Annotated in this window: 21 protein-coding genes; 8 read left to right on the top strand and 13 right to left on the bottom strand. The window is 41.3% G+C overall.

What is annotated here, in order from left to right; genetic code table 11:
* Positions 1-55: 55 nt before the first annotated feature.
* Positions 56-628: a phosphatase PAP2 family protein gene (locus H4075_RS12415; RefSeq protein WP_182801162.1), complete on the bottom strand. Its 573-nt coding sequence runs from the start codon at positions 626-628 to the stop codon at positions 56-58.
* A gap of 87 nt (positions 629-715) precedes the next feature.
* On the opposite strand from H4075_RS12415, the gene H4075_RS12410 reads away from it, so the two are divergent.
* Positions 716-2,695 (top strand): LTA synthase family protein, encoded by a 1,980-nt coding sequence (locus H4075_RS12410; RefSeq protein WP_182801161.1) that lies wholly within the window; start codon positions 716-718, stop codon positions 2,693-2,695.
* Positions 2,696-2,703: 8 nt separating this feature from the next.
* Here the strand turns inward: H4075_RS12410 and H4075_RS12405 are convergent, their stop codons facing one another.
* Together H4075_RS12405 and H4075_RS12400 are read right to left on the bottom strand one after the other, a co-directional pair.
* On the bottom strand, positions 2,704-3,465 hold the full coding sequence (locus H4075_RS12405; protein ID WP_182801160.1) for a class I SAM-dependent methyltransferase: 762 nt from the start codon (positions 3,463-3,465) through the stop codon (positions 2,704-2,706).
* A gap of 26 nt (positions 3,466-3,491) precedes the next feature.
* The gene (locus tag H4075_RS12400) at positions 3,492-4,187 is read right to left on the bottom strand and encodes a thioredoxin domain-containing protein (RefSeq protein ID WP_182801159.1); all 696 of its coding nucleotides are present in this window, start codon (positions 4,185-4,187) and stop codon (positions 3,492-3,494) included.
* 80 nt (positions 4,188-4,267) lie between these two features.
* Here H4075_RS12400 and H4075_RS12395 point away from each other — a divergent pair, with 80 nt between their 5' ends.
* Positions 4,268-4,780, top strand: coding sequence for a GtrA family protein (locus H4075_RS12395; RefSeq protein ID WP_255460184.1), 513 nt, complete (start codon positions 4,268-4,270; stop codon positions 4,778-4,780).
* 92 nt (positions 4,781-4,872) lie between these two features.
* Here H4075_RS12395 and H4075_RS12390 read toward each other — a convergent pair whose 3' ends face one another.
* Complete coding sequence (locus H4075_RS12390) at positions 4,873-5,343, bottom strand: DUF456 domain-containing protein (protein WP_182801158.1); 471 nt, start codon at positions 5,341-5,343, stop codon at positions 4,873-4,875.
* A 164-nt stretch (positions 5,344-5,507) separates the two neighbouring features.
* On the opposite strand from H4075_RS12390, the gene fbp reads away from it, so the two are divergent.
* The 6 genes from fbp (at position 5,508) to H4075_RS12360 (ending at position 9,778) form a co-directional block, all read left to right on the top strand.
* Complete coding sequence (fbp, locus tag H4075_RS12385) at positions 5,508-6,515, top strand: class 1 fructose-bisphosphatase (RefSeq protein ID WP_182801157.1); 1,008 nt, start codon at positions 5,508-5,510, stop codon at positions 6,513-6,515.
* Entirely contained in the window at positions 6,515-6,979 is a 465-nt protein-coding gene (locus H4075_RS12380) for a GNAT family N-acetyltransferase (protein WP_182801156.1), read from the top strand. Before fbp ends, H4075_RS12380 begins: the two co-directional genes overlap by 1 nt.
* Before the next feature lie 26 nt (positions 6,980-7,005).
* Complete coding sequence (locus H4075_RS12375) at positions 7,006-7,767, top strand: ABC transporter ATP-binding protein (protein ID WP_182801155.1); 762 nt, start codon at positions 7,006-7,008, stop codon at positions 7,765-7,767.
* Between the two features lie 20 nt (positions 7,768-7,787).
* A complete protein-coding gene (locus H4075_RS12370) occupies positions 7,788-8,543 on the top strand; it encodes an FKBP-type peptidyl-prolyl cis-trans isomerase (RefSeq protein WP_182801154.1) in 756 nt (251 codons plus the stop codon).
* 80 nt (positions 8,544-8,623) lie between these two features.
* The gene (locus H4075_RS12365) at positions 8,624-9,145 is read left to right on the top strand and encodes a YfiT family bacillithiol transferase (protein WP_182801153.1); all 522 of its coding nucleotides are present in this window, start codon (positions 8,624-8,626) and stop codon (positions 9,143-9,145) included.
* Positions 9,146-9,229: 84 nt separating this feature from the next.
* Entirely contained in the window at positions 9,230-9,778 is a 549-nt protein-coding gene (locus H4075_RS12360; protein ID WP_182801152.1) for an NUDIX hydrolase, read from the top strand.
* Between the two features lie 94 nt (positions 9,779-9,872).
* On the opposite strand, the gene H4075_RS12355 is transcribed toward H4075_RS12360, so the two are convergent.
* From H4075_RS12355 to H4075_RS12320, 9 genes are all read right to left on the bottom strand, one after another.
* A complete protein-coding gene (locus tag H4075_RS12355; RefSeq protein ID WP_182801151.1) occupies positions 9,873-11,183 on the bottom strand; it encodes a bifunctional folylpolyglutamate synthase/dihydrofolate synthase in 1,311 nt (436 codons plus the stop codon).
* A 36-nt stretch (positions 11,184-11,219) separates the two neighbouring features.
* The gene (locus H4075_RS12350; RefSeq protein ID WP_182801150.1) at positions 11,220-12,560 is read right to left on the bottom strand and encodes an ATP-binding protein; all 1,341 of its coding nucleotides are present in this window, start codon (positions 12,558-12,560) and stop codon (positions 11,220-11,222) included.
* A 258-nt stretch (positions 12,561-12,818) separates the two neighbouring features.
* Positions 12,819-12,998, bottom strand: a complete 180-nt coding sequence (locus H4075_RS21820; RefSeq protein ID WP_407657615.1) for a GldL-related protein — start codon at positions 12,996-12,998, stop codon at positions 12,819-12,821.
* A gap of 6 nt (positions 12,999-13,004) precedes the next feature.
* Entirely contained in the window at positions 13,005-13,871 is an 867-nt protein-coding gene (locus H4075_RS12345; protein ID WP_182801149.1) for a hypothetical protein, read from the bottom strand.
* A 107-nt stretch (positions 13,872-13,978) separates the two neighbouring features.
* The gene (locus H4075_RS12340) at positions 13,979-14,695 is read right to left on the bottom strand and encodes an SDR family NAD(P)-dependent oxidoreductase (protein ID WP_182801148.1); all 717 of its coding nucleotides are present in this window, start codon (positions 14,693-14,695) and stop codon (positions 13,979-13,981) included.
* A 101-nt stretch (positions 14,696-14,796) separates the two neighbouring features.
* Positions 14,797-15,711 carry a DMT family transporter gene (locus tag H4075_RS12335; protein WP_182801147.1) on the bottom strand — a complete coding sequence of 305 codons (915 nt, stop codon included), beginning with the start codon at positions 15,709-15,711 and terminating at the stop codon, positions 14,797-14,799.
* A gap of 76 nt (positions 15,712-15,787) precedes the next feature.
* A complete protein-coding gene (locus tag H4075_RS12330; protein ID WP_182801146.1) occupies positions 15,788-16,969 on the bottom strand; it encodes an MFS transporter in 1,182 nt (393 codons plus the stop codon).
* A gap of 116 nt (positions 16,970-17,085) precedes the next feature.
* Positions 17,086-18,387, bottom strand: coding sequence for a radical SAM protein (locus H4075_RS12325; protein ID WP_182801145.1), 1,302 nt, complete (start codon positions 18,385-18,387; stop codon positions 17,086-17,088).
* A 63-nt stretch (positions 18,388-18,450) separates the two neighbouring features.
* Positions 18,451-19,047 carry a hypothetical protein gene (locus H4075_RS12320; RefSeq protein ID WP_182801144.1) on the bottom strand — a complete coding sequence of 199 codons (597 nt, stop codon included), beginning with the start codon at positions 19,045-19,047 and terminating at the stop codon, positions 18,451-18,453.
* Between the last annotated feature and the right edge of the window lie 33 nt (positions 19,048-19,080).

Raw genomic sequence — 19,080 nt, 5'->3', positions numbered from 1 at the left:
GCGCAAAGATACAATCCTTTGAGTAAGTGCTCTTTTTATTGAAAATAAGCAACAATCAGTTAACCTGTAGCCCGCCAAATTGTTTGTTGAAAACAATGGCTGTTCTATGACCAATAAGCATACCTAAAAGACTGCCGCCAAGCACATCAACCGGAAAATGAGCACCAACATAGATCTGTGCAAAACTGATAATAAGAGCCCAGCCAAATACCAGCCATATCCATCTTTTGCTGAATTGTTTCATGCTCATGAACATGAACATGGCCATACCAAAATGGTTTGTGGCATGTGATGAAACAAAACTGTAACTGTAACTGCAGGGGATCAGCATGCGCACAGTTTCTGAAGCAATGGGATCGGCACAGGGGCGTGGCCGCTCAACCAAAGTTTTAATGACAGATGCACTGATGAGATCAGTTAAAGCAAATGTTGCAAGGAAGAAAAGCACCCACCACAATGCCTTTGTTCTGAAATTTGTAAACACAAAAGCCAGCAGAAATAAATATAACGGCACCCAGAAATACTGGTTACGGATAAAAGGCATGAATGCATCAAACACATCATTACTCCACCTGTTATTGATGTAGTAAAAAAGGGAGCGGTCCAATTGTAACACTGACTTCAGCATGATATTGCCAAATATAACAAACCGTTTATGGAATAAACCTTTCAACAAGGGAATTCTTTCTACTTTTGCGCTTTGCTTAAGGAAACTATGGGTCATCGCTTTCAATTACCACCAACTTCACGGTGGGTGTTACGTTTGTTTGTCTTCTTCATGTTGCTGTTCAGCATCATGCGTGTACTTACCTTTTATTCATTCAGACCCGATGGCGTTTCTTTTTCGGATGCGGTTCCATCTTTTTTAATGGGAATGCGTTTTGATTTACGTTGGGTGTGCATTTTGCTGGCACCGTTACTTATTGCCGGAAGCTTCAACCGCTTTTCACCCTTTCAATCTTCCAGAACAAAACGATTCTGGATCATATACCTGGTTGTTGTAAGCAGTTTTCTCCTGTTTTTCTTTGGCGCCGATTTCGGACACTTCGATTATGTGGAAACAAGGCTCAATGCAAGTGCACTCAACTTTATTGAAGATTTCGCCATATCAATGAGTATGCTTTGGCAATCGTACCCGTTGTTTTGGATATTCCTGTTATTGTCGTTGGTTATTTATGGATTGTACCGCTTCTTTCAGAGAAGTCATTCAAAAGTTCACACCATCAAACATCCGTTTAAACCGGTGCGTACTTTCTGGATGATGTTGTTGCTGATCATTGGTGTGGCAGGCAGCAACCCGGCAAAACCATTAACATGGAAAGATGCATTTAAGCTGGGTGATAATTTTAAAGCGTACCTCGCATTGAATCCATTGGAGAATTTCTTTACCACACTTCGTTTCCGAAAGCCCTTTACTGATGATGGAAGTGCAAAGGTTCAGTTTGATGCTATGAAGGAGTTGTTGCAGCTTCCAAAGGAATCAGCCATGCTCAATTTTCAGCGCAGAGAAGTGTTTGCAGAGCCGGCGAAAAAGATGAATGTGGTATTGGTGATCTGCGAATCGCTCAGTATGTATAAGACGGGATTGAGTGGGAACCCGCTTAATACAACACCTTATTTACAGCAACTGGCAAATGAAGGTTTGTTGTTTGAAAGATGTTTTTCCCCGCACTTTGGAACAGCGAGAGGTGTATTTGCATTATTGAGTGGTGTGCCCGATGTACAGTTGAGTAAATTCTCAACAAGAAATATTGAAGCCATTGATCAGCACACTATTCTCAATTCATTTACCAATCATGAGAAATTTTATTTCATTGGTGGCAATAGTGAGTTCAATAATTTTAAAGGTTTGCTGGTAAATAATGTGAACGGACTTCATTTGTATGAAGAAGGAATGTATAAAAGTCCGAAGTTTAATGTGTGGGGCATCAGCGACAAAAATTTATTTAATGAAGCCAACCAGGTTTTATCGCAACAAACAACTCCTTTCTTCAGCATTATACAAACAGCCGATAATCACCGTCCGTTTGTTTTGCCTGAAGAAGATACAGCCGCCGTTGCAGCAAGGCAGGTTGATGAATTGCAGTTGAAAAAATATGGCTTTGATTCACAGAAAGAAATGGAAGCGTTGTTGTATACCGATTACAGTATTCAACAGTTCATGGAAGCTGCGAAGCAACAGCCTTGGTTCAACAATACCTTGTTTGTGTTTGTTGGCGATCATGGTGTAAAAGGGAATGCCACGGCTTTATACCCTGATGCATGGACCAACGAACGCCTGACGGATGAACATGTGCCATTGTTATTTTATGCACCAGGGTTTATCAAACCTGAGAAGCGTAAAGAAGTAGTGAGCCAGGTAGATGTATTACCAACCATTGCAGGGTTATTGAATCAGCCTTACACAAATACGACCATTGGTCGTGACTTGTTGCGAAAACCTGCGGGAAAAGATTTTGCGTTTATCATTCATCATGATGAAGCAAAGATCGGCATGGTGAATAATGAATTTTACTATATCCTCAATATGAATCTGCAGAAGGACACATTGGTGCCACTGCATTTTAATGCGCCCTTACTCTCTAAAGAAAAATACGAGCATACAAAAAAGCAAATGGCAGTCGAAACCATTGCGCTGTACGAATCTTCACGCTGGATGTTGTTGAATAATAAGAAGGCAAGTGTTAAGCCGTAGTTGTTACGCTACTTAACCTTCTTTGCAATGATGATCAATCGTGGTGAATTGTTTACATGGTAGGGTTCAAAGTGATAATCGCCAAATACCTCCTGCACCTGCAAATCGTAAAACGAAAACATATCATTAAAATCGCCTAAGGAAAACTTCGCTACTTTCTCCGTAAACTCAAGTGGTTCTTCCAGGTTGGCTTCATCTTCCACAATGATCTTTTTATAGAAATGTGTTTCATCGAGCCAGCGGGTGATATAGAAGGTTACGCCATCTTTCTGAAATTCACTTTTGTACTGCAAATGATTTTCTACATAATGCGTGTTGAGATAATCGATCACGAATGTGCCGCCGGGTTTTAATGATTGAGCAATGGTGCGGATGGCATTATCGTGTTCACGGCGTGTACGGAAGAATCCAAAACTTGTAAAGAAGTTGAATGCATAGTCGTAATAGTTCATGCGAAAAGGTAATCGCATATCATGCACAAAAAACTCTAGCTTATCCGTTTCAAATTGTTTGGCTTCTTCAATACTGTCTTCACTGATATCGATACCTGTTACAGCATATCCTTTTGATGAAAGATGGATACTGTGTCTTCCACGTCCGCAGGCCACATCCAGCATCATGGCGTTCGGCGCCGGGTAGAGTTTTGATAAGAGACGATCGATAAACGCAGCAGCTTCCTGCTCGTCACGTTGAAAATACAATTGATGATAGTATGGTGAATTAAACCAGTTACGATACCATGTTTTCTGATCGGCAGAAAGTGCTTCCATGTTTTAATGCTTCTCTCTTAAAGTTACTATTTCTTGTTTGTCCAGATCGTGTTTAGTTCTTCAGGGGTAAGAACACCTTTGTAACGCCAAACTTCCTGGCCTTTTTTCAAAAGTATAAAAGTGGGCAAACCTTCAGCATTTAATTGTTTCATTAAATCGGTATGTATGCCACCATCAATTTTAAAGAAGGTTATCTCTTTATGTTGTGCCAGGAATTCATTGACGATCGGCTCCATCTTACGGCAAGGCGGGCACCATTCTGCACCAAAATCTACCAGCACATATTCTTTGCCGGCAATTTGCTGTTGGTATTCAGACATGGTCATTTGTTTTACATCCACCATTCCTTCAACCGGTTTTCCATTTCGCTTCCAGCCACTGAAACCGGCTTTTAATTCTACTACCTGCTGAAAGCCGTTTGCTCTTAACCATTCTGCTGCGGCACTGCTGCGTGGGCCGCTCAGGCAATAGATGTAAACCAGTTTTTGTTTATCCAGTGCAGAGGTACGGTCGGCAAATTCTTGTTGATCATTCCAATTTGCCTGTAATGCTTTTTTAATATGGCCTGTCCGGAATTCGCCTGCAGTTCGTACGTCCAGCAACTGTACATTTCCTTGTTGCAGACCTTTTTCAAATTCATCGGCTGATACTTCTTTGCCCGTTTGGGCACCACTGTTACAACTCATCAACAAAAAGAGTACAGAAACTACAACTAGACGCATATCATTTTTTTGCAAAGCTACGTTCAAAACAGCGTTTAATTGTAATCAAAAGCGGATGCTGCAGAGCCTGGTTTAAACTAATGACCAAATCTTTACCTTTGCCGCCACTTATGATCAATGGTGTTGTTGCTTTTATTCATGCGGTGATCGATTGGTTCTATCCACCATTCCGAAAGATCATGCCCATGCAAACATTCAGGTATGCGGCGTGCGGCGGCGGCAACACTGTGCTTGATATTCTGCTGTTTTATATCAGCTATAATTTTATTCTTGACAAGCAAATGGTGCACACACCGTTTATGACGGTGAGTCCACATATTGCGGCTTTCCTGATGTCGTTTATTATAACGTTTCCGGTTGGGTTTTTTCTCAGCCGTTATGTAGTGTTTGAAGGAAGTACCGTACGTAAGCGGGAGCAGTTGCCTAAATATATGATCGTGGTAGCAGGCGCAATTCTGTTGAATTATTTTTTCCTGAAAATATTTGTAGAAACCTTTCACATGTATGCCACGCTGGCGAAGATCTGCACCACTTTTTTTGTGGTGGCGTTTAGCTATTTTTCACAGAAGTATTTTACGTTTAAAGTCAGTTGATTGTTGCCGGGAAGTTGTTGTCTGTTCACCTGCAAGTTGACTGAACAACATTTTAATTTAGGTTGTGAGTCTTTCCTGAATGAACACACTGGTTAAATACTCGTCAAAATATAATACAGCATAAAAAAGCAGATCACCAGTTTCAAAAAGCTGCCTGCAAGAAAGCCAACAAACGAACCCAATGCCGCTTTGAATGCAATGTTTGAGTTTTGCTGAGCGATCATTTCACCAATAAATGCCCCAACAAACGGACCTATGATGATACCCCAAGGTCCCAGCCAGAATGCAACTAAAAAACCAAGGGTGCAACCCCAAACGCCATACTTTGTTCCGCCGAATTTTTTAGTGCCCCAGATGGGAATGATATAGTCGAGAACAAGCGATACTACAACAATAGTTGCCCATAAAAGCAGGAAATTGGTTGAGAAAGGTTTTTCGTCACGAAGTTGTTGCAACAGTAAACCTACATAGGCAATTGGCGGGCCGGGTATGAGTGGCAGTATACTTCCTGCAATTGCCACAATTGCAAGAATAACTCCAATGATGATCCATGTCCATTCCATACTTAAAGATAGCAAAACCGGAAAGATGTATTTCCCTTGATGCTATGTAAAAGGAACTGCGAAACGAGCGTGGCAACAGGCGATGCTATTTGCACAACTGCTCACTCAATCATCTGCCTTAAACCCTTACTTTTGCTTACAACGAAATTGCTTAAAACAACTGTATGAGTATAGATAGAAGAATATCAACGCTGGATGAGTTTACCATCCAACAGCTACGCAATTTTCCACAGGCGACCGGTGAATTGAGTAGTCTGCTCCGTGATCTTGGTCTTGCGGCCAAACGTGTAAACGTAGAAGTAAATAAAGCCGGACTTGTAGATATTTTAGGCGATCATGGAAGTGTAAATGTGCAGGGTGAAGATGTGAAGAAGCTGGATATTTATGCCAACACGCAGTTTATGAAAGTGCTGCAACATGGTATCAGTTGTGCCGGCATCGGCAGTGAAGAGATGGATGATATTGTGGTGTTTGATGACGAGATCAGCAACAACGCAAAGTATGTGGTGATGTTTGATCCGCTTGATGGCAGTGGTAATATTGATGTGAACATTTCTATTGGCACCATCTTCAGTGTATACCGTCGTGTGAGTGAAAGAGGTAAGCCATGTACGAAAGAAGATTTTCTACAAAAAGGACGCAACCAGGTTGCTGCGGGTTATATGGTATATGGCAGCAGTACCATGATGGTGTATGCAACAAGAAGAGGAGTGAATGGGTTTACATTAGATCCTTCCATTGGTGAATTTTGTTTGAGCCATCCCGATATTAAATGTCCGCATGATGGAAATATTTATTCGGTGAATCACGGTAACTTTTTCCGTTATGAAAAAGGCGTGCAGGAATACATCAATGCCTGTCAGAAAAAAGATAAATCAAACGGTGGTCCTTATACACAACGTTATATTGGCAGCATGGTGGCAGATGTGCACAGGAGTTTGATCAAGGGTGGAATTTTTATGTACCCAGGTACCCTTGATCGTCCAAATGGCAAATTACGGTTGGCATATGAATGTAACCCGTTTGCATTTATTATGGAACTGGCTGGGGGAAGAGCAACGGATGGAAAAATTCCGATCCTTGATGTGCAGCCAACAGAACTGCACCAGCGTGTGCCGATGTTTATTGGCAGTAAGAATATGATGAGTGAACTGGAAAGTTATTATAAGTAATGGTCGAAATTATTTCTTACAGTAAAGAATGGCATGATGCATTCAGACAATTAAATCTTGAATGGCTTGATAAATACAACCTGCGTGAAGAAGCTGATATGGTTGTGTTGAATGATCCACAAGGAATGATAGTAGATAAGGGTGGCGTTATTTACCTGGCAAAAGCAGCTGATGAAATTGTTGGCACTGCAGCGTTGATCCATGAAGGGGACCAGGTGTATGAACTGGCGAAGATGAGTGTAACAGAACAATGGCAGGGCAAAGGCATCAGTAAATTATTATTGGAAACCTGTTTGCAGAAAGCAAATGAGTTAGGGGCAGTGAAGATCGAGTTGTTCTCGAACCATCAATTAAAGAATGCACTGAAGCTGTATGAAAAATATGGTTTTGAATATATTGAAATGAAAGATTCGCCATTTGAAACGGCAGATATAAAAATGGAACTTATTTTAAAACACGCATAATAGAGTTTCTCTTACTTAAGAATAAGATGCAGGAAAAAATCATCGAGGTAAAGAATTTAGTGAAGAACTATGGCAGCTTTAAAGCTGTCAAGGGCATCAGCTTTGATGTGTATGAAGGCGAGATATTTGGTTTGCTTGGCCCCAATGGTGCAGGCAAATCAACAACGCTTGAGATCATTGAAACGTTACGTGAAAAAACAAGTGGCACTGTAGCTGTAAACGGTTTTGATCTCGACAAGCAGGCGAATGATATTAAACAGATCATTGGTGTGCAATTACAAACGTCGGGTTATTATCCGGGCTTATCGTTGGTTGAATTGATCCAGCTCTTCAGCGGTTTATATAACCGCACTGTTGATCCAATGGCTTTGTTGAAAACAGTGAACCTTGAAGAAAAAGCGAAAGCAAAATTCAAGGAGTTGAGTGGCGGACAGAAACAACGTTTCTCCGTTGCCACCACGCTCATCAATGAACCAAAAATTGTTTTCCTTGATGAACCCACAACAGGGCTTGATCCACAAGCAAGAAGAAATCTTTGGGATCTTGTGCGCAACATCCAGGCAAGAGGAACAACCGTGATCATTACCACACATTACATGGACGAAGCTGAATATCTTTGCGACCGTGTTGCCATTATTGACAGTGGTAATATTGTTGCACTTGATTCCCCTTCAAAACTGATCGATCAATTGCTTGGAACAGGGTTTGAACGGCCCAAACAAATGAAGGCAGCCAATTTAGAAGATGTATTTATTTCATTAACCGGTCACGCTCTGCGTGACGAATAAATTTTTAATCAATTAATCACATGCGTATTCTTTCTCTTACAGTTTTATCATTATCCTTTGCTGTTGCAGGTATTGCGCAAAGCACAAAACCACCTGTTAAAAAAACAACTACTACCACAAAGCCAACAACTAAACCCGCTGCAAAACCGGCAGCACCAAAACCGTTGCTTCGAAACGGTCTTGATAGTTTAAGTTATGCCATTGGTTTAAACATTGGCGGTAACATGCAGGCACAAGGCATTGAGAACATGAGCTATGTTGCGTTGAACAAAGGCATTGCTGATGCATTGAAAAATAATCCCACTCCCTTAATGGATGCTAATACTGCAAATATGACTATACAACAAAAACTACAGGAGTATATGGCGAAGAAGAATGCTGCTGTAAAAGAAGAAGGAAGGAAATTCCTTACAGAAAACAAAAAACAACCCGGTGTTGTGGAATTACCAAGCGGTGTTCAATACAAAATTATCAAGCAGGGCACCGGGCCAAAGCCATTGCTGGAAGATACCATCGTAGCACATTACAAAGGAACATTACTTGATGGCAATGTGTTTGATGAATCTTACGGCCGTGGTCAACCGATTGTTTATCCATTAAATCAATTGGTTGAGGGTTGGAAACAAACATTGGTGTTGATGCCTGCAGGCAGTAAATGGCAATTATTTATTCCAAGCGAGTATGGATATGGAGAGCGTGGAAGCGGAATGATTCCGGGCGGTGCTACATTGATTTTTGAAATGGAATTACTGGAAGTAAGACCAGTGAAGAAATAAACGAAGGTTCATAGTTCATGGTTGATAGCTGTTTGTAAAACCGAGTGCCATGAACTATGAACCATTAACCATCAACTATTATGGATTTACGTTATCCCATTGGTGAATATGAGCCGGCTCCCTTCAGTGAAGCATTGAAAGAAGAATGGTTAGCTGATATAAAATTCTTGCCGGGCTTATTAGAGCGGGCCATTGAAAATTTAGATGAAGCACAGTTGAATACACCTTACCGTGATGGCGGATGGACGGTGCGCCAGGTTGTGCATCATGTAAGCGACAGCCACCTCAATGCATTGAGCCGTTTGAAATTTACGTTAACGGAAGATAATCCCACGGTGATGGGTTATGATGAAGTGAAATGGGCTGAAACAGCCGAGTACACTTTATTGCCGGTGAATGTATCTCTCACCATGCTGCATACCATTCATGCAAAGCTGTATGCGCTGTTTTCAACGCTGAAAGATGAGCAGTGGAAGCGGACTTATATTCACTCCGAATCAAAAAAGCAATTTGATCTTTGGTACTTGCTTGGTAACTATGCATGGCATGGCAAACATCATGCAGCACATATTACATCGTTGCGGGAAAGAAAAGGATGGTGAGAATAGTTCATGGTTCATAGCTGATGGTTCATGGCTTGAAACATGTTTTAGGATGAACAATGAACTGTTAACAATGAACGAATCATGAACTGGAAAACGATCTCTTCAAAATATTTATTTCAACGTGATTGGCTTACGCTTCGGGAAGATGTATGCGAACGTCCGGATGGTAAGGTCATTGATCCTTACTATGTGTACGAATTTCCGGAATGGGTAGCAGCGTTGGCACTTACGAAGGATGGGAAATTTATCATGGTGCGGCAATACCGCCACGCCTTGGGTGAAACATTGATGGAGTTACCGGGCGGTTGTGTAGATGCATCGGATGCTTCCTATGAGGACGCAATTGCAAGGGAATTGCTTGAAGAAACCGGTTACCGGTTTGATAAAATTGAATATCTCTGCCAAACTTCTGCAAACCCTTCTACAAACAATAATTTGCTCAGGGCTTATCTTGCTACCGGTGGCGAAAAAGTAACAGAGCAAAAATTGGATGACGGCGAGGATATAGAAGTGCACCTGCTGAGCATAAACGAGGTAAAACAACTTATCCGTGAAAACAAATTGCTTCAAAGTATGCACACTACAGCTTTGTTGTATGGATTAGAGAAGTTGGGTGAATTGAAATATTGACGGCACTTCAGACTCCATCGCCGGACGGAATTATTTTTACCGCAGAGAAAAGAGGAAACAGAGTTTTTGCAGAGATTTGCCCATTGTCTGTTGCCTATTGTCTATTGTCTATTGCCTTGACATCAACTTCGCCCACAAGAAACACACTTCCACAAACTAAGATCAAATCATCTTTTGCTGCGTAATGTAAAGCTGTGCTGATTGCACTGTTTACATCTTCAAATGTTTCACCTTCCAGTTTAAATACCGAAGCTCTTGCATGCAAATCAGCTTCAGGTAATGCCCTCGGTATATGTGCTTTGGTGAAATAGTAAGTTGCCTCTGTTGGTAATAAAGCCAACACTTTCTCAATCTCTTTATCTTTTACCATGCCGATGATGATATGCAGTTTGTTGTAGCTGCTTTCTTTGAGTTGAGCGACGATCTGTTTCACACCATCTTCGTTATGTCCAACATCCATTACCACAGTTGGGTGTTCATGAATCACTTCCCAACGTCCGTGCAAGCCATTGATCTGTCTGCTCGTTGCCAACGCTGTTTGTACATGTTCTTCGGAAATCTTCCAGCCTTGTTGCTGCAGTTGACGAACAGATGAAAGCGCTGTCAGTATATTCTTTGTTTGATAAACACCGGGCAGGTCAAGCGTATATTGAAATGCAGTTTTTGTTTTCCGCTCTTGCACATCAACAACTAGCTTATGATCAATTGTTTTTTTACCGCTTACATTGAACTCATCGTATGAAAAATGTAACGGAGCCTGCATGGCATTTGCTTTTTGCTCAAACACCGGTTTTGTTTCAGGTAAGGTTTCTCCAACTACAACAGGGATTTGTTGCTTGATGATGCCTGCTTTTTCATAGGCGATTTTTTCAAGCGAATCGCCAAGCAGGTTCATATGGTCCCAACCAATATTAGTAATAATGGATAGCTCAGGTGTAATAATGTTGGTGCTGTCTAATCGTCCGCCAAGCCCCACTTCAATGACAGCGATATCAACTTTCTGATCTTTAAAATATTCAAACGCCATGGCCACGGTGATCTCAAAAAAAGAAGGTTCAATTTCATCGATCAATGGTTGCACACGTTTCGTAAAATCAACTACGTATTGTTCAGCAATCATTTCTCCATTCACTTTAATACGTTCACGAAAATCGTGCAGGTGGGGGGAAGTGTACAAACCAGTTTTGTAACCGGCTGTCTGTAAAATTGCAGCGAGCATATGACTTACAGATCCTTTCCCGTTTGTACCTGCAATATGAATGCTCTTGAAATGCTGGTAAGGATTATCCAGCGCCTCGCATAACGCAATGGTGTTATGCAGATCTTTTTTAATAGCAGCAGCACCAATACGGCTGAACATGGGAAGCCGGGTAAAGAGATAATCGATCGTCTCCTGGTAAGTCATGCAGCAAAGATAGAAGTTGCATGCACTGTTTGTACATCAGGCTCGTGGTAAAGTAAAAGCAAAGGTGCTTCCTTTACCCAGTTCACTTTCTACATGAATATCGCCGCCGTTTTTCTTGAGAAATTCTTTGCAGATCATTAAGCCAAGACCTGTGCCTGATTCGTTAGATGTGCCTTTGGTAGTGAAATGTTCATCACCAAATAATTTGTTCTTTGCTTCTTCACTCATACCGGTGCCCGTATCCCGAACAAGTACTTCAATCAATTCATCTTCTTCTTTTACATCAATCACTACTTCGCCTTCTTTTGGCGTGAATTTAATGGCATTACTGATGAGGTTACGTAAAACTACTTCGATCATCTCCTTATCAGCATAAATATAAACGGGCTTGTCAGCTTTTGTCTTGAGATATACCTGTTTGTTTTCGGCTTGCAGTCGAACAACCTGTTGCACATCGTGAATGAGTTTGTTCATATCGATCAATTGTGGTGAAAGCGATTCACCCTTCATCTGGCTCTTGGCCCATTGCAGCAGATTCTCCATCAAATCAGTTGTGTAGTGCAGATCTTTTACTACATCAGGTATCAATACTTTTATTTCTTCTGCGGGCAGATCATATTGCTCTACACTTTTAAATAAATTGCGTAATCCATATAATGGTGTGCGCAGATCATGAGAGATCACCGAAAATAATTTCGACTTCAGATTATTTAATTCAGCCAGTTCTTCTTTCTGTTTTTCGATCTCCTGTGTATACCTGTACAACTCTTCGTTACTGTTCAATATTTCGGCCTGGTAATCTTTATTTTCTTTTTTGATCAGGAATAAACCAATGAAAATTAAAGCAACTGAAAGGACATGATTGAATACGTAGAAAGAGTAATTGATATCTCTCATCACGAATTCATAGTTCTGCTCAACTACAAATACAGCAAAATAACTGATGAGTGAAAAGCTGATTGCAAGTAAGATCAATCTTAATTGTTGTAAAAAGAATACGCCGAATACGGCATACAGGATGAAAAACAATTCAATGCCAACATCAATGCTATCCATATACACCAGTGAAGTAATGGCGGGGTACAGAATAAAATACCAGAGCATGGCAAAGTTGTATCGACGGTAATAATTCGCAATCAGTACAACTAAACTGATGAATGCAGGAGCTGCTGCAACGATCCAGGCAATAACAGGTAAATAGCCTTTGTTAAGAATGGCTATCAACGGAATGATAATCCCTGTAAGTAGGCCAATAAAATTAAGTGTGTTGAAAATACCTAAACGGCGTGCGGCATACCCATCAAGTTCATCTGTGTAGCCAATCTTTTTAATGCGGCTGATTGTATCAGACAATAACGATAACCTAACCATCTTCATGATCCTGCGTTTTTAAAGGGAATAGATAATAACTGATGGTGTTTTTGACCAGTGTTAACGGGTGGTAGGAGAAGTTCGAAGGTTACGTATATAAACATACGTAGGAAACATACGATACAGATGTTCTGTTTATCTTTTGTGCGTGAATGGTAAAATAAATGGATGAAGAGAGTTGGTTTTGGTGCAATAGGACAGGCTAAAAAGAAAGTACATCGTTTGTATATAAATTGATGTTATTTAGAGTGGAGCAATTTTCCGTTACTTAGATTTTACCAACACGTACATTGCAAATAAGACTCCAATCGCCTGCAGTATCATTCCAACCGTTAAAAGGATGTCAGCAAAACTCATGTGTAAAATTTTTGACCATGCGCCAAAAATTGTAACAAGCGATCCGCTTAAGAAAAGAAGTAAGGGGTATTTAAATAGCTTCAGCATTTAGAATTAATCGTTCACTTTAAAGTTAAACTGAACAGTAACAGTTGATTCCTGAGCGGTTTTATCAAACTGAATGTTACGGAGATATTCGATGATCGCATTTGCATAAGCCTGGCTCACAGAAGTTGAACGTGGTCCGATGCGAACAAATGTGCCACGACCTTCAGGTGATACTTTAATCACAGCATAGATTGTTGCTTTTTCAAGATCACCGCTGAATGAATAGTATTTAATGATCTTTCGGTTACCACTGGTAACTCGTGGTCCACCACCGGAACCGGTGCCGCCATTCCCATTGTAATTATCACTGTTAGGATTGCCGTTTGACTTTCCTTGATCGCCTGTGCCACCTGCAATACCCTGGTTACGGCTGTTGTTATACGTGTCAGAATTATTTCCACCGGTACCTGTGCCGCCACCATATACCGCTTTTGGTTTTGGAGGAGCAGGTTTTGGATTAACGACTGTTGTTGTTGCAGGTTTCGTTGTTGCAACAGGAGGATTCTCTTTTGGAACGACCTTAGCCGGCTTCGTAACCTTAGCCGGTTTATTCACTTCCGGCGCATCTTCATCATCACGCTCACTCAGTTCTTTTTCAGTTTCATCAACTGCTGCTGCAATCTGTTGTTGGGGAGGTGTGGTGGTTGTTTCAGGAATGGCTTCAGGAGCAGGTTCGTCGGGGATCAACGGCTGAACATCGCCAAAACCAATATCGCTGTTGCCAAGATTTACTTCAATACCTTCTTCCACAGTTGGTGGTGTGGGACCTGTCATAGCAATGGTGATCACAAAAAATAAAACCAGCAACACTGCATGCACCACAAATGTGATGGCTGCTGCTTTATAATTTTTCTGTGTGTCTGCTGATTGCATGGTTGAAGTTTGATACATCGAATTTAGCTCTTTTATCCTTAACGATGGAAAACCATGCCACATTGCATAATGGCTGTGAAGCTTTTAAGAAAATGTTAGCAGTTGGATCAGCCGAGCTTTTTATAGAGAGAGAAAGGTAACCACTTCAATAACCATGCAACAATGGCCCAGCGCTTTGTGATTTGCACTCTCCGTTTTTTCTTTTCGATGGCCTCGATCATTTGCGTAGTGGCTTTCTCAAGCGGAGCCATCCAGAATAATTTATTGCCCTTGGCCATATCGGTGAGAACGAAACCTGGTTGAATATCTGTAATATGGATCGGCAACTTCATACGATAAGCTTTAATGCTCAGCGCTTCCATATAATTACTAATGTAAGCTTTGCTGGCGCCATATGCTGGTGCCCAGCTGTTACCACGATAAGCTGAAATGGATGAAATAGCTGCAATTTGTCCGTGCCCTTGCTTTACAAAATAGTTGAAAGCATAGTTGGTTGTTTCTGCAAAACCGTTTACGTTAATGAGCGTTGTTTTTTTATCCATTGCCCAATTCAATTCTTTACTGGCTTCGCCATATCCACTATTATAAATGAACAGATCCATGCCTTGCAATTGTTCAATTAATTGTTCAAGATGAACAATGTTTTCGTTGCCGGTTACATCAAATGCTGCTGTGAAAGTCTGTTGGGGATAGTATTGTTTTATTTCATCCAGCAAATGTGCACGCCGGCCGGTGATGCCAACACGATGTCCTGCTTTCAGATAGCGGATTGCAAGTGCCTTGCCGATGCCGGATGTTGCACCAATGATGATCACCTTTTTCATGTGCCAATAGTTATTGATGTTAGCCCCATAGTATAAACATAAAAATTATCATCGCTGCTGAGATAAATTAGCTCAATACTTTTTATGTTTATTTCATAAAGCTATTTTCGTTTCAACAACACACTGTTATCGATTGCAAGTCCTGCAACGATCAACAGGAAACTGATGATGTGAATATAACTTATTTTTTCGCCAAGAATAATGACCGCTTCAATACTGCTGAAGATGGGAATTAAGTTGCCAAACAAAGCTGTTCGGCCGGCGCCCAATTCTTTGATTGAACGATTCCATAGTAAGAAAGAAATCACAGATGTTCCTAAACCGAGATACAGAATGACTGAGCCGGTTTGCCAGGTCCATTCTACAGGTTTTACATAAGAAGCCTCAATGAAAAAAGCGGGGATTAATAAAGCGGTACCGATGCAGAAAACAAAAAACAAAAAACCAATCGCTGAGATTTCTTTTGGTTTTTTACGTGCAAGAATATTGTAAATGGCAAAACTTAATGCGCCGAGCAAAACCCAACCGTCGCCTTTGGTAAATTGTAAGTGTAACAGGTTTTCAAAACTTCCTTTGCTTAACAAAAATAGAATACCCGCCACACATAATATTATACCAACGATGCGACGCCATTGAATATGTTCTTTCAAAAAGTAATGTGCTAGTATGATGGACATGATGGGAGAGGAAGTAGTGCCAATCAAAGCAAGGTTGATGGCTGTTGAGCTATGTCCGGCGATATAGACAAACGTGTTAAAGAGGCTGATGCCTGTTAAACCTGTCCAAAAAAAGTAAGCTTTGTTTTGTTTTACGATCTGCCACGATGGTTTGATATGTTTCCAGGCAATGGGCAAAAGAATAATGCAGGCAGTGAGCCAGCGGAAGAACGCCAAGGTAACAGGGGGGATATCATTGATGACAGCACGGGCCACGATGAAATTGCCACTCCAGATGATGGTGGCAACTATGGCAAGAATAATCCCCAGTACAATGTGGTTTTGGCTGGCTGGCTTCATCGGCCAAATATAGACGCAGCAAAGTGCAAGCATTGGTGCTGGAGAACTTATTTCATATGAAAATTAAAACTCCTGTTTAGTTGAAGGTCTTTTGTTTCAGTAAGGGTTTTAATTTCCACAAACCAAACAAAGGCCCCGGCGCAAGGATCAATAAGACATACGGTGATTGCATGAATTGCTCAAACAATCGATTCAGCACATATACACTCGCAACCGTAATGGAAAAACCAATACAGGTAACAATGGTCAATGCCGAACCTTTATTTTCTGCCACCGCTGTTTGTGCAACGATGGAAGAAAATTGTGGCGAGTCAGCCACCACAGCAAATCCCCAAATCAATAAGAAGAAAAGAAATAAGAAAGGCGGTAATGCAAAGCTGAAGATAGACAACACGCAACAGCAAAACGAAACTAACATGCCGGCATAGGCCACTTTTGCACTTCCTTGTTTGAGTGTGATGTATCCTCCGGCCACACAACCAATTGCTCCTGCGGCAATGATAATAAACGACCAAAATGGTACATTCATCACAGCAGCATTTTGCTTTGTGTAAATATTCAGGATAACAGGAACAAATGCCCAAAATGCATACAACTCCCACATGTGACCAAAGTAACCAAACGATGCTGCACGAAAGTTGGGAAAGCGAAAACTGTTTTTAAATGCATCAAACGAATAGCTGCTGCCTTTTTTATAAAACGGTCCACGAGGTACAAACAGATAAATAATCAATCCGCCTGCTGCTGCAACAGATGAAGTAAACAACAGCACATGTTTCCAGTTATAATCCCAGCCTGATTGTTTGAGCAAATGAGGAAATGCGGTACCCATCACTAATGCGCCAACCAGATAGCCCAATGCTTTGCCCAATCCTTTTTCGTACCACTCCGCAGCGATCTTCATACCTACTGGATAAATGCCTGCAAGAAAAAATCCAACAAAGAATCTTGACAGTACCAGCAATAAAAAATCCTGTTGCGGCAACAGGATGAGCAGGTTGGCAGAAGCCGCCAGCAACGACGAAATAAAAAATACAACTGATGGTTTAAACCGGTCGGCAATAGCTGTGATGGCATATAAAAAAGTACCGGTGATAAAACCAATAAGTACCGATGAGGTAACGATCGCTAATCCGTCTTGTTGTAGTTGAAATGCTTTGCTGATCTCTGTAAGAATGGCGTTACCGCTGAACCATAACGATGTGCCTGCAAATTGCGACAGTACAATGAGTGGCAAAATATGGTTGGGGCGTTGCATGAACTGAGCATGAACTTACGGAATGTAAACTGAAAAAGTAAAGGTTGCCAATTTTTTAGAAGTTGGCAACCCTTTTATCGTAATGATCTGACGGTTTTCAACTGTGCCTACCAGTGTTACCAATGTGCAAAATCAACTTCGTAATTTCCTTTGATCCGTTCAATCGGCGGATTGAAATATCCATGCTTCAAATCAGGAAACTCTTCTTTGATCAATTCAATAAACTGTTTTACGCCGAGTATTTCACTGGTTTCAGTAATGCCGAGTTTGCCAAGATACCAATCGGGATCAATATTGAAATTGCGCCACTGGATCATCTTTAACCCCGTTTCTTTTATCAGCTTTCTTAATGCTTCATATTCTTCCACACAATCAGTAATACCAGGGAATACAAAATAGTTAATGCTCGTCCAGCCACCATAACTGTTCATTACTTTCAAGCTCTCAACAATATCTTCAAATTGATAATTGTTAGGGCGATAGTAAGCTTCATACACATGCTTGCGGGCACTGTTGGTACTTACACGAATTGAATTCAATCCTGCTTCACACAAAACTTTTACTGCATCAGGTTTTGAACCATTGGTGTTGATGTTGATGCTTCCTTTTTGTGTATGCTTCCGCATTTCAATAATGGCATCACGCATGGTTTCCCACATCAGCAAAGGTTCGCCTTCGCATCCTTGTCCAAATGAAACAATCGGGTAGGGCGCTGTTTCCAGGTGCGGGACAGTGAACTCAACAATTTCTTCGGGAGTTGGCTTAAAGGTTAAACGATCCTGCGGACTTTGAATATGTTCTTCCACTGGTTGAAATGAAATACATCCAATGCAATTGGCATTACATGCAGGTGAAACCGGAATGGGACATTCCCAACGACTCATCGCAAAATTTCTTGCTGCCGGACAGTTGTACGTATTGCAGCAATTCTCCATTAAATGTTTTACCAAACGGTTATGCGGATAAGTCTTTATAAGATGTTCTGCACCTGTTTCAATCTTTTCATCGTTATATCCCGCACATTCCTGGCGAATATCCTGTTCAATGCGAATAGCAGGCACATAAAATTTATCATCATGCCAACCTACAGCCGTATAACAGAAGAGCGGTAGTGTATCAGCACCGGGTTCACATTCAAATGCAGCAATAAATAAACTGGTATGTGCAGGAGGGATAAAGGCAGCTACGGCCCAGCCTTTTTCACACAAACGCATTTCGCCTGTTTTTACATCAATGCCAATGCCTTTGCGGTCTGGTAATTCGTAGAGATTGCCGCCTTCGGGCATTTCCATCCAGTTGTCCAAATCTATCGGAAATGCATCCCACGCTTCACGACCCACTGCGTAAAGTGAAGTGTCTTCAAAAATATTTCCGTTCCCGTCGGAGTATAATAAATAAGGAGAATGTTTTAAGGCCATAGTGAATTGTCAATTGTGAATGGTGAATGTGTGCGGTTTGGCTGATTCACCATTGACCATTCACTATTCACTTTTCAGATAATGTCTGCAAAATTCGTGAATTTGTTCCAGTTCGTCGAAAGCAATTGCTTTTTGGAACTCAAAACGCAGAGTTTTATTACGGATAGTGTGTATGGTGATGCTGTGGGGCAGGGCTTCCAGCTGGTGGATCTGCTCCCAATCCAGTTCTTTATCCTTGGGAAAATTGGAAATAGTAACCCCCAAATGATGAACAGCAACCCGCTCGCTGTTGATGATCTTGCGTTCGCAATGGAAAACGTAGTAATACATGCCGGTTGCTATTGCCATTAAAACAACCGTGATCCAGGATTGATCGAGGAAGGCCAGAATGGCTAATCCGCCAAACACCACGACTTCAATAAGACGAAACATGGCATTGAGACGGGTTGATTCTTCAGCAAAGCCCCGCATAAATGCAAGCGCAATCACATCAATGCCAATCACAATTTCGCAGAAGGCGGTAATGCGGTTATCCATCCGAAACTCATAAATGGCGGCCGCAAGAAACACCGTGCCGGCAAGGAAATGTAGGATGGGGCTGATTTTTTTCAGATTACTGTAAGCAGGATGCACAATTGAAACGGAAAGTGGTGATGCCATAGCAGTAGGTTTTCTGTGAGATGCCGTTCATAA

Origin of the sequence: Lacibacter sediminis (assembly GCF_014168535.1) — a bacterium.
GTDB classification, from domain to species: domain Bacteria; phylum Bacteroidota; class Bacteroidia; order Chitinophagales; family Chitinophagaceae; genus Lacibacter; species Lacibacter sediminis.
Note: the sequence above shows the minus strand (reverse complement) of the source record. Positions and strands in the feature narration are given on the sequence as shown.

Excerpts from the sequence above, each read along its gene's own strand:
- H4075_RS12410 (WP_182801161.1), top strand. The coding sequence starts at position 716 with ATGGGTCATCGCTTTCAATTACCACCAACTTCACGGTGGGTGTTACGT.
- H4075_RS12335 (WP_182801147.1), bottom strand. The coding sequence starts at position 15,711 with ATGAAGCCAGCCAGCCAAAACCACATTGTACTGGGGATTATTCTTGCC.
- H4075_RS12400 (WP_182801159.1), bottom strand. The coding sequence starts at position 4,187 with ATGCGTCTAGTTGTAGTTTCTGTACTCTTTTTGTTGATGAGTTGTAAC.
- H4075_RS12415 (WP_182801162.1), bottom strand. The coding sequence starts at position 628 with ATGCTGAAGTCAGTGTTACAATTGGACCGCTCCCTTTTTTACTACATC.
- H4075_RS12355 (WP_182801151.1), bottom strand. The coding sequence starts at position 11,183 with ATGACTTACCAGGAGACGATCGATTATCTCTTTACCCGGCTTCCCATG.
- H4075_RS12365 (WP_182801153.1), top strand. The coding sequence starts at position 8,624 with ATGGATTTACGTTATCCCATTGGTGAATATGAGCCGGCTCCCTTCAGT.
- H4075_RS12345 (WP_182801149.1), bottom strand. The coding sequence starts at position 13,871 with ATGCAATCAGCAGACACACAGAAAAATTATAAAGCAGCAGCCATCACA.
- fbp (WP_182801157.1), top strand. The coding sequence starts at position 5,508 with ATGAGTATAGATAGAAGAATATCAACGCTGGATGAGTTTACCATCCAA.
- H4075_RS12390 (WP_182801158.1), bottom strand. The coding sequence starts at position 5,343 with ATGGAATGGACATGGATCATCATTGGAGTTATTCTTGCAATTGTGGCA.
- H4075_RS21820 (WP_407657615.1), bottom strand. The coding sequence starts at position 12,998 with ATGCTGAAGCTATTTAAATACCCCTTACTTCTTTTCTTAAGCGGATCG.
- H4075_RS12320 (WP_182801144.1), bottom strand. The coding sequence starts at position 19,047 with ATGGCATCACCACTTTCCGTTTCAATTGTGCATCCTGCTTACAGTAAT.
- H4075_RS12360 (WP_182801152.1), top strand. The coding sequence starts at position 9,230 with ATGAACTGGAAAACGATCTCTTCAAAATATTTATTTCAACGTGATTGG.
- H4075_RS12330 (WP_182801146.1), bottom strand. The coding sequence starts at position 16,969 with ATGCAACGCCCCAACCATATTTTGCCACTCATTGTACTGTCGCAATTT.
- H4075_RS12350 (WP_182801150.1), bottom strand. The coding sequence starts at position 12,560 with ATGAAGATGGTTAGGTTATCGTTATTGTCTGATACAATCAGCCGCATT.
- H4075_RS12380 (WP_182801156.1), top strand. The coding sequence starts at position 6,515 with ATGGTCGAAATTATTTCTTACAGTAAAGAATGGCATGATGCATTCAGA.
- H4075_RS12340 (WP_182801148.1), bottom strand. The coding sequence starts at position 14,695 with ATGAAAAAGGTGATCATCATTGGTGCAACATCCGGCATCGGCAAGGCA.
- H4075_RS12405 (WP_182801160.1), bottom strand. The coding sequence starts at position 3,465 with ATGGAAGCACTTTCTGCCGATCAGAAAACATGGTATCGTAACTGGTTT.
- H4075_RS12375 (WP_182801155.1), top strand. The coding sequence starts at position 7,006 with ATGCAGGAAAAAATCATCGAGGTAAAGAATTTAGTGAAGAACTATGGC.
- H4075_RS12370 (WP_182801154.1), top strand. The coding sequence starts at position 7,788 with ATGCGTATTCTTTCTCTTACAGTTTTATCATTATCCTTTGCTGTTGCA.
- H4075_RS12325 (WP_182801145.1), bottom strand. The coding sequence starts at position 18,387 with ATGGCCTTAAAACATTCTCCTTATTTATTATACTCCGACGGGAACGGA.
- H4075_RS12395 (WP_255460184.1), top strand. The coding sequence starts at position 4,268 with ATGACCAAATCTTTACCTTTGCCGCCACTTATGATCAATGGTGTTGTT.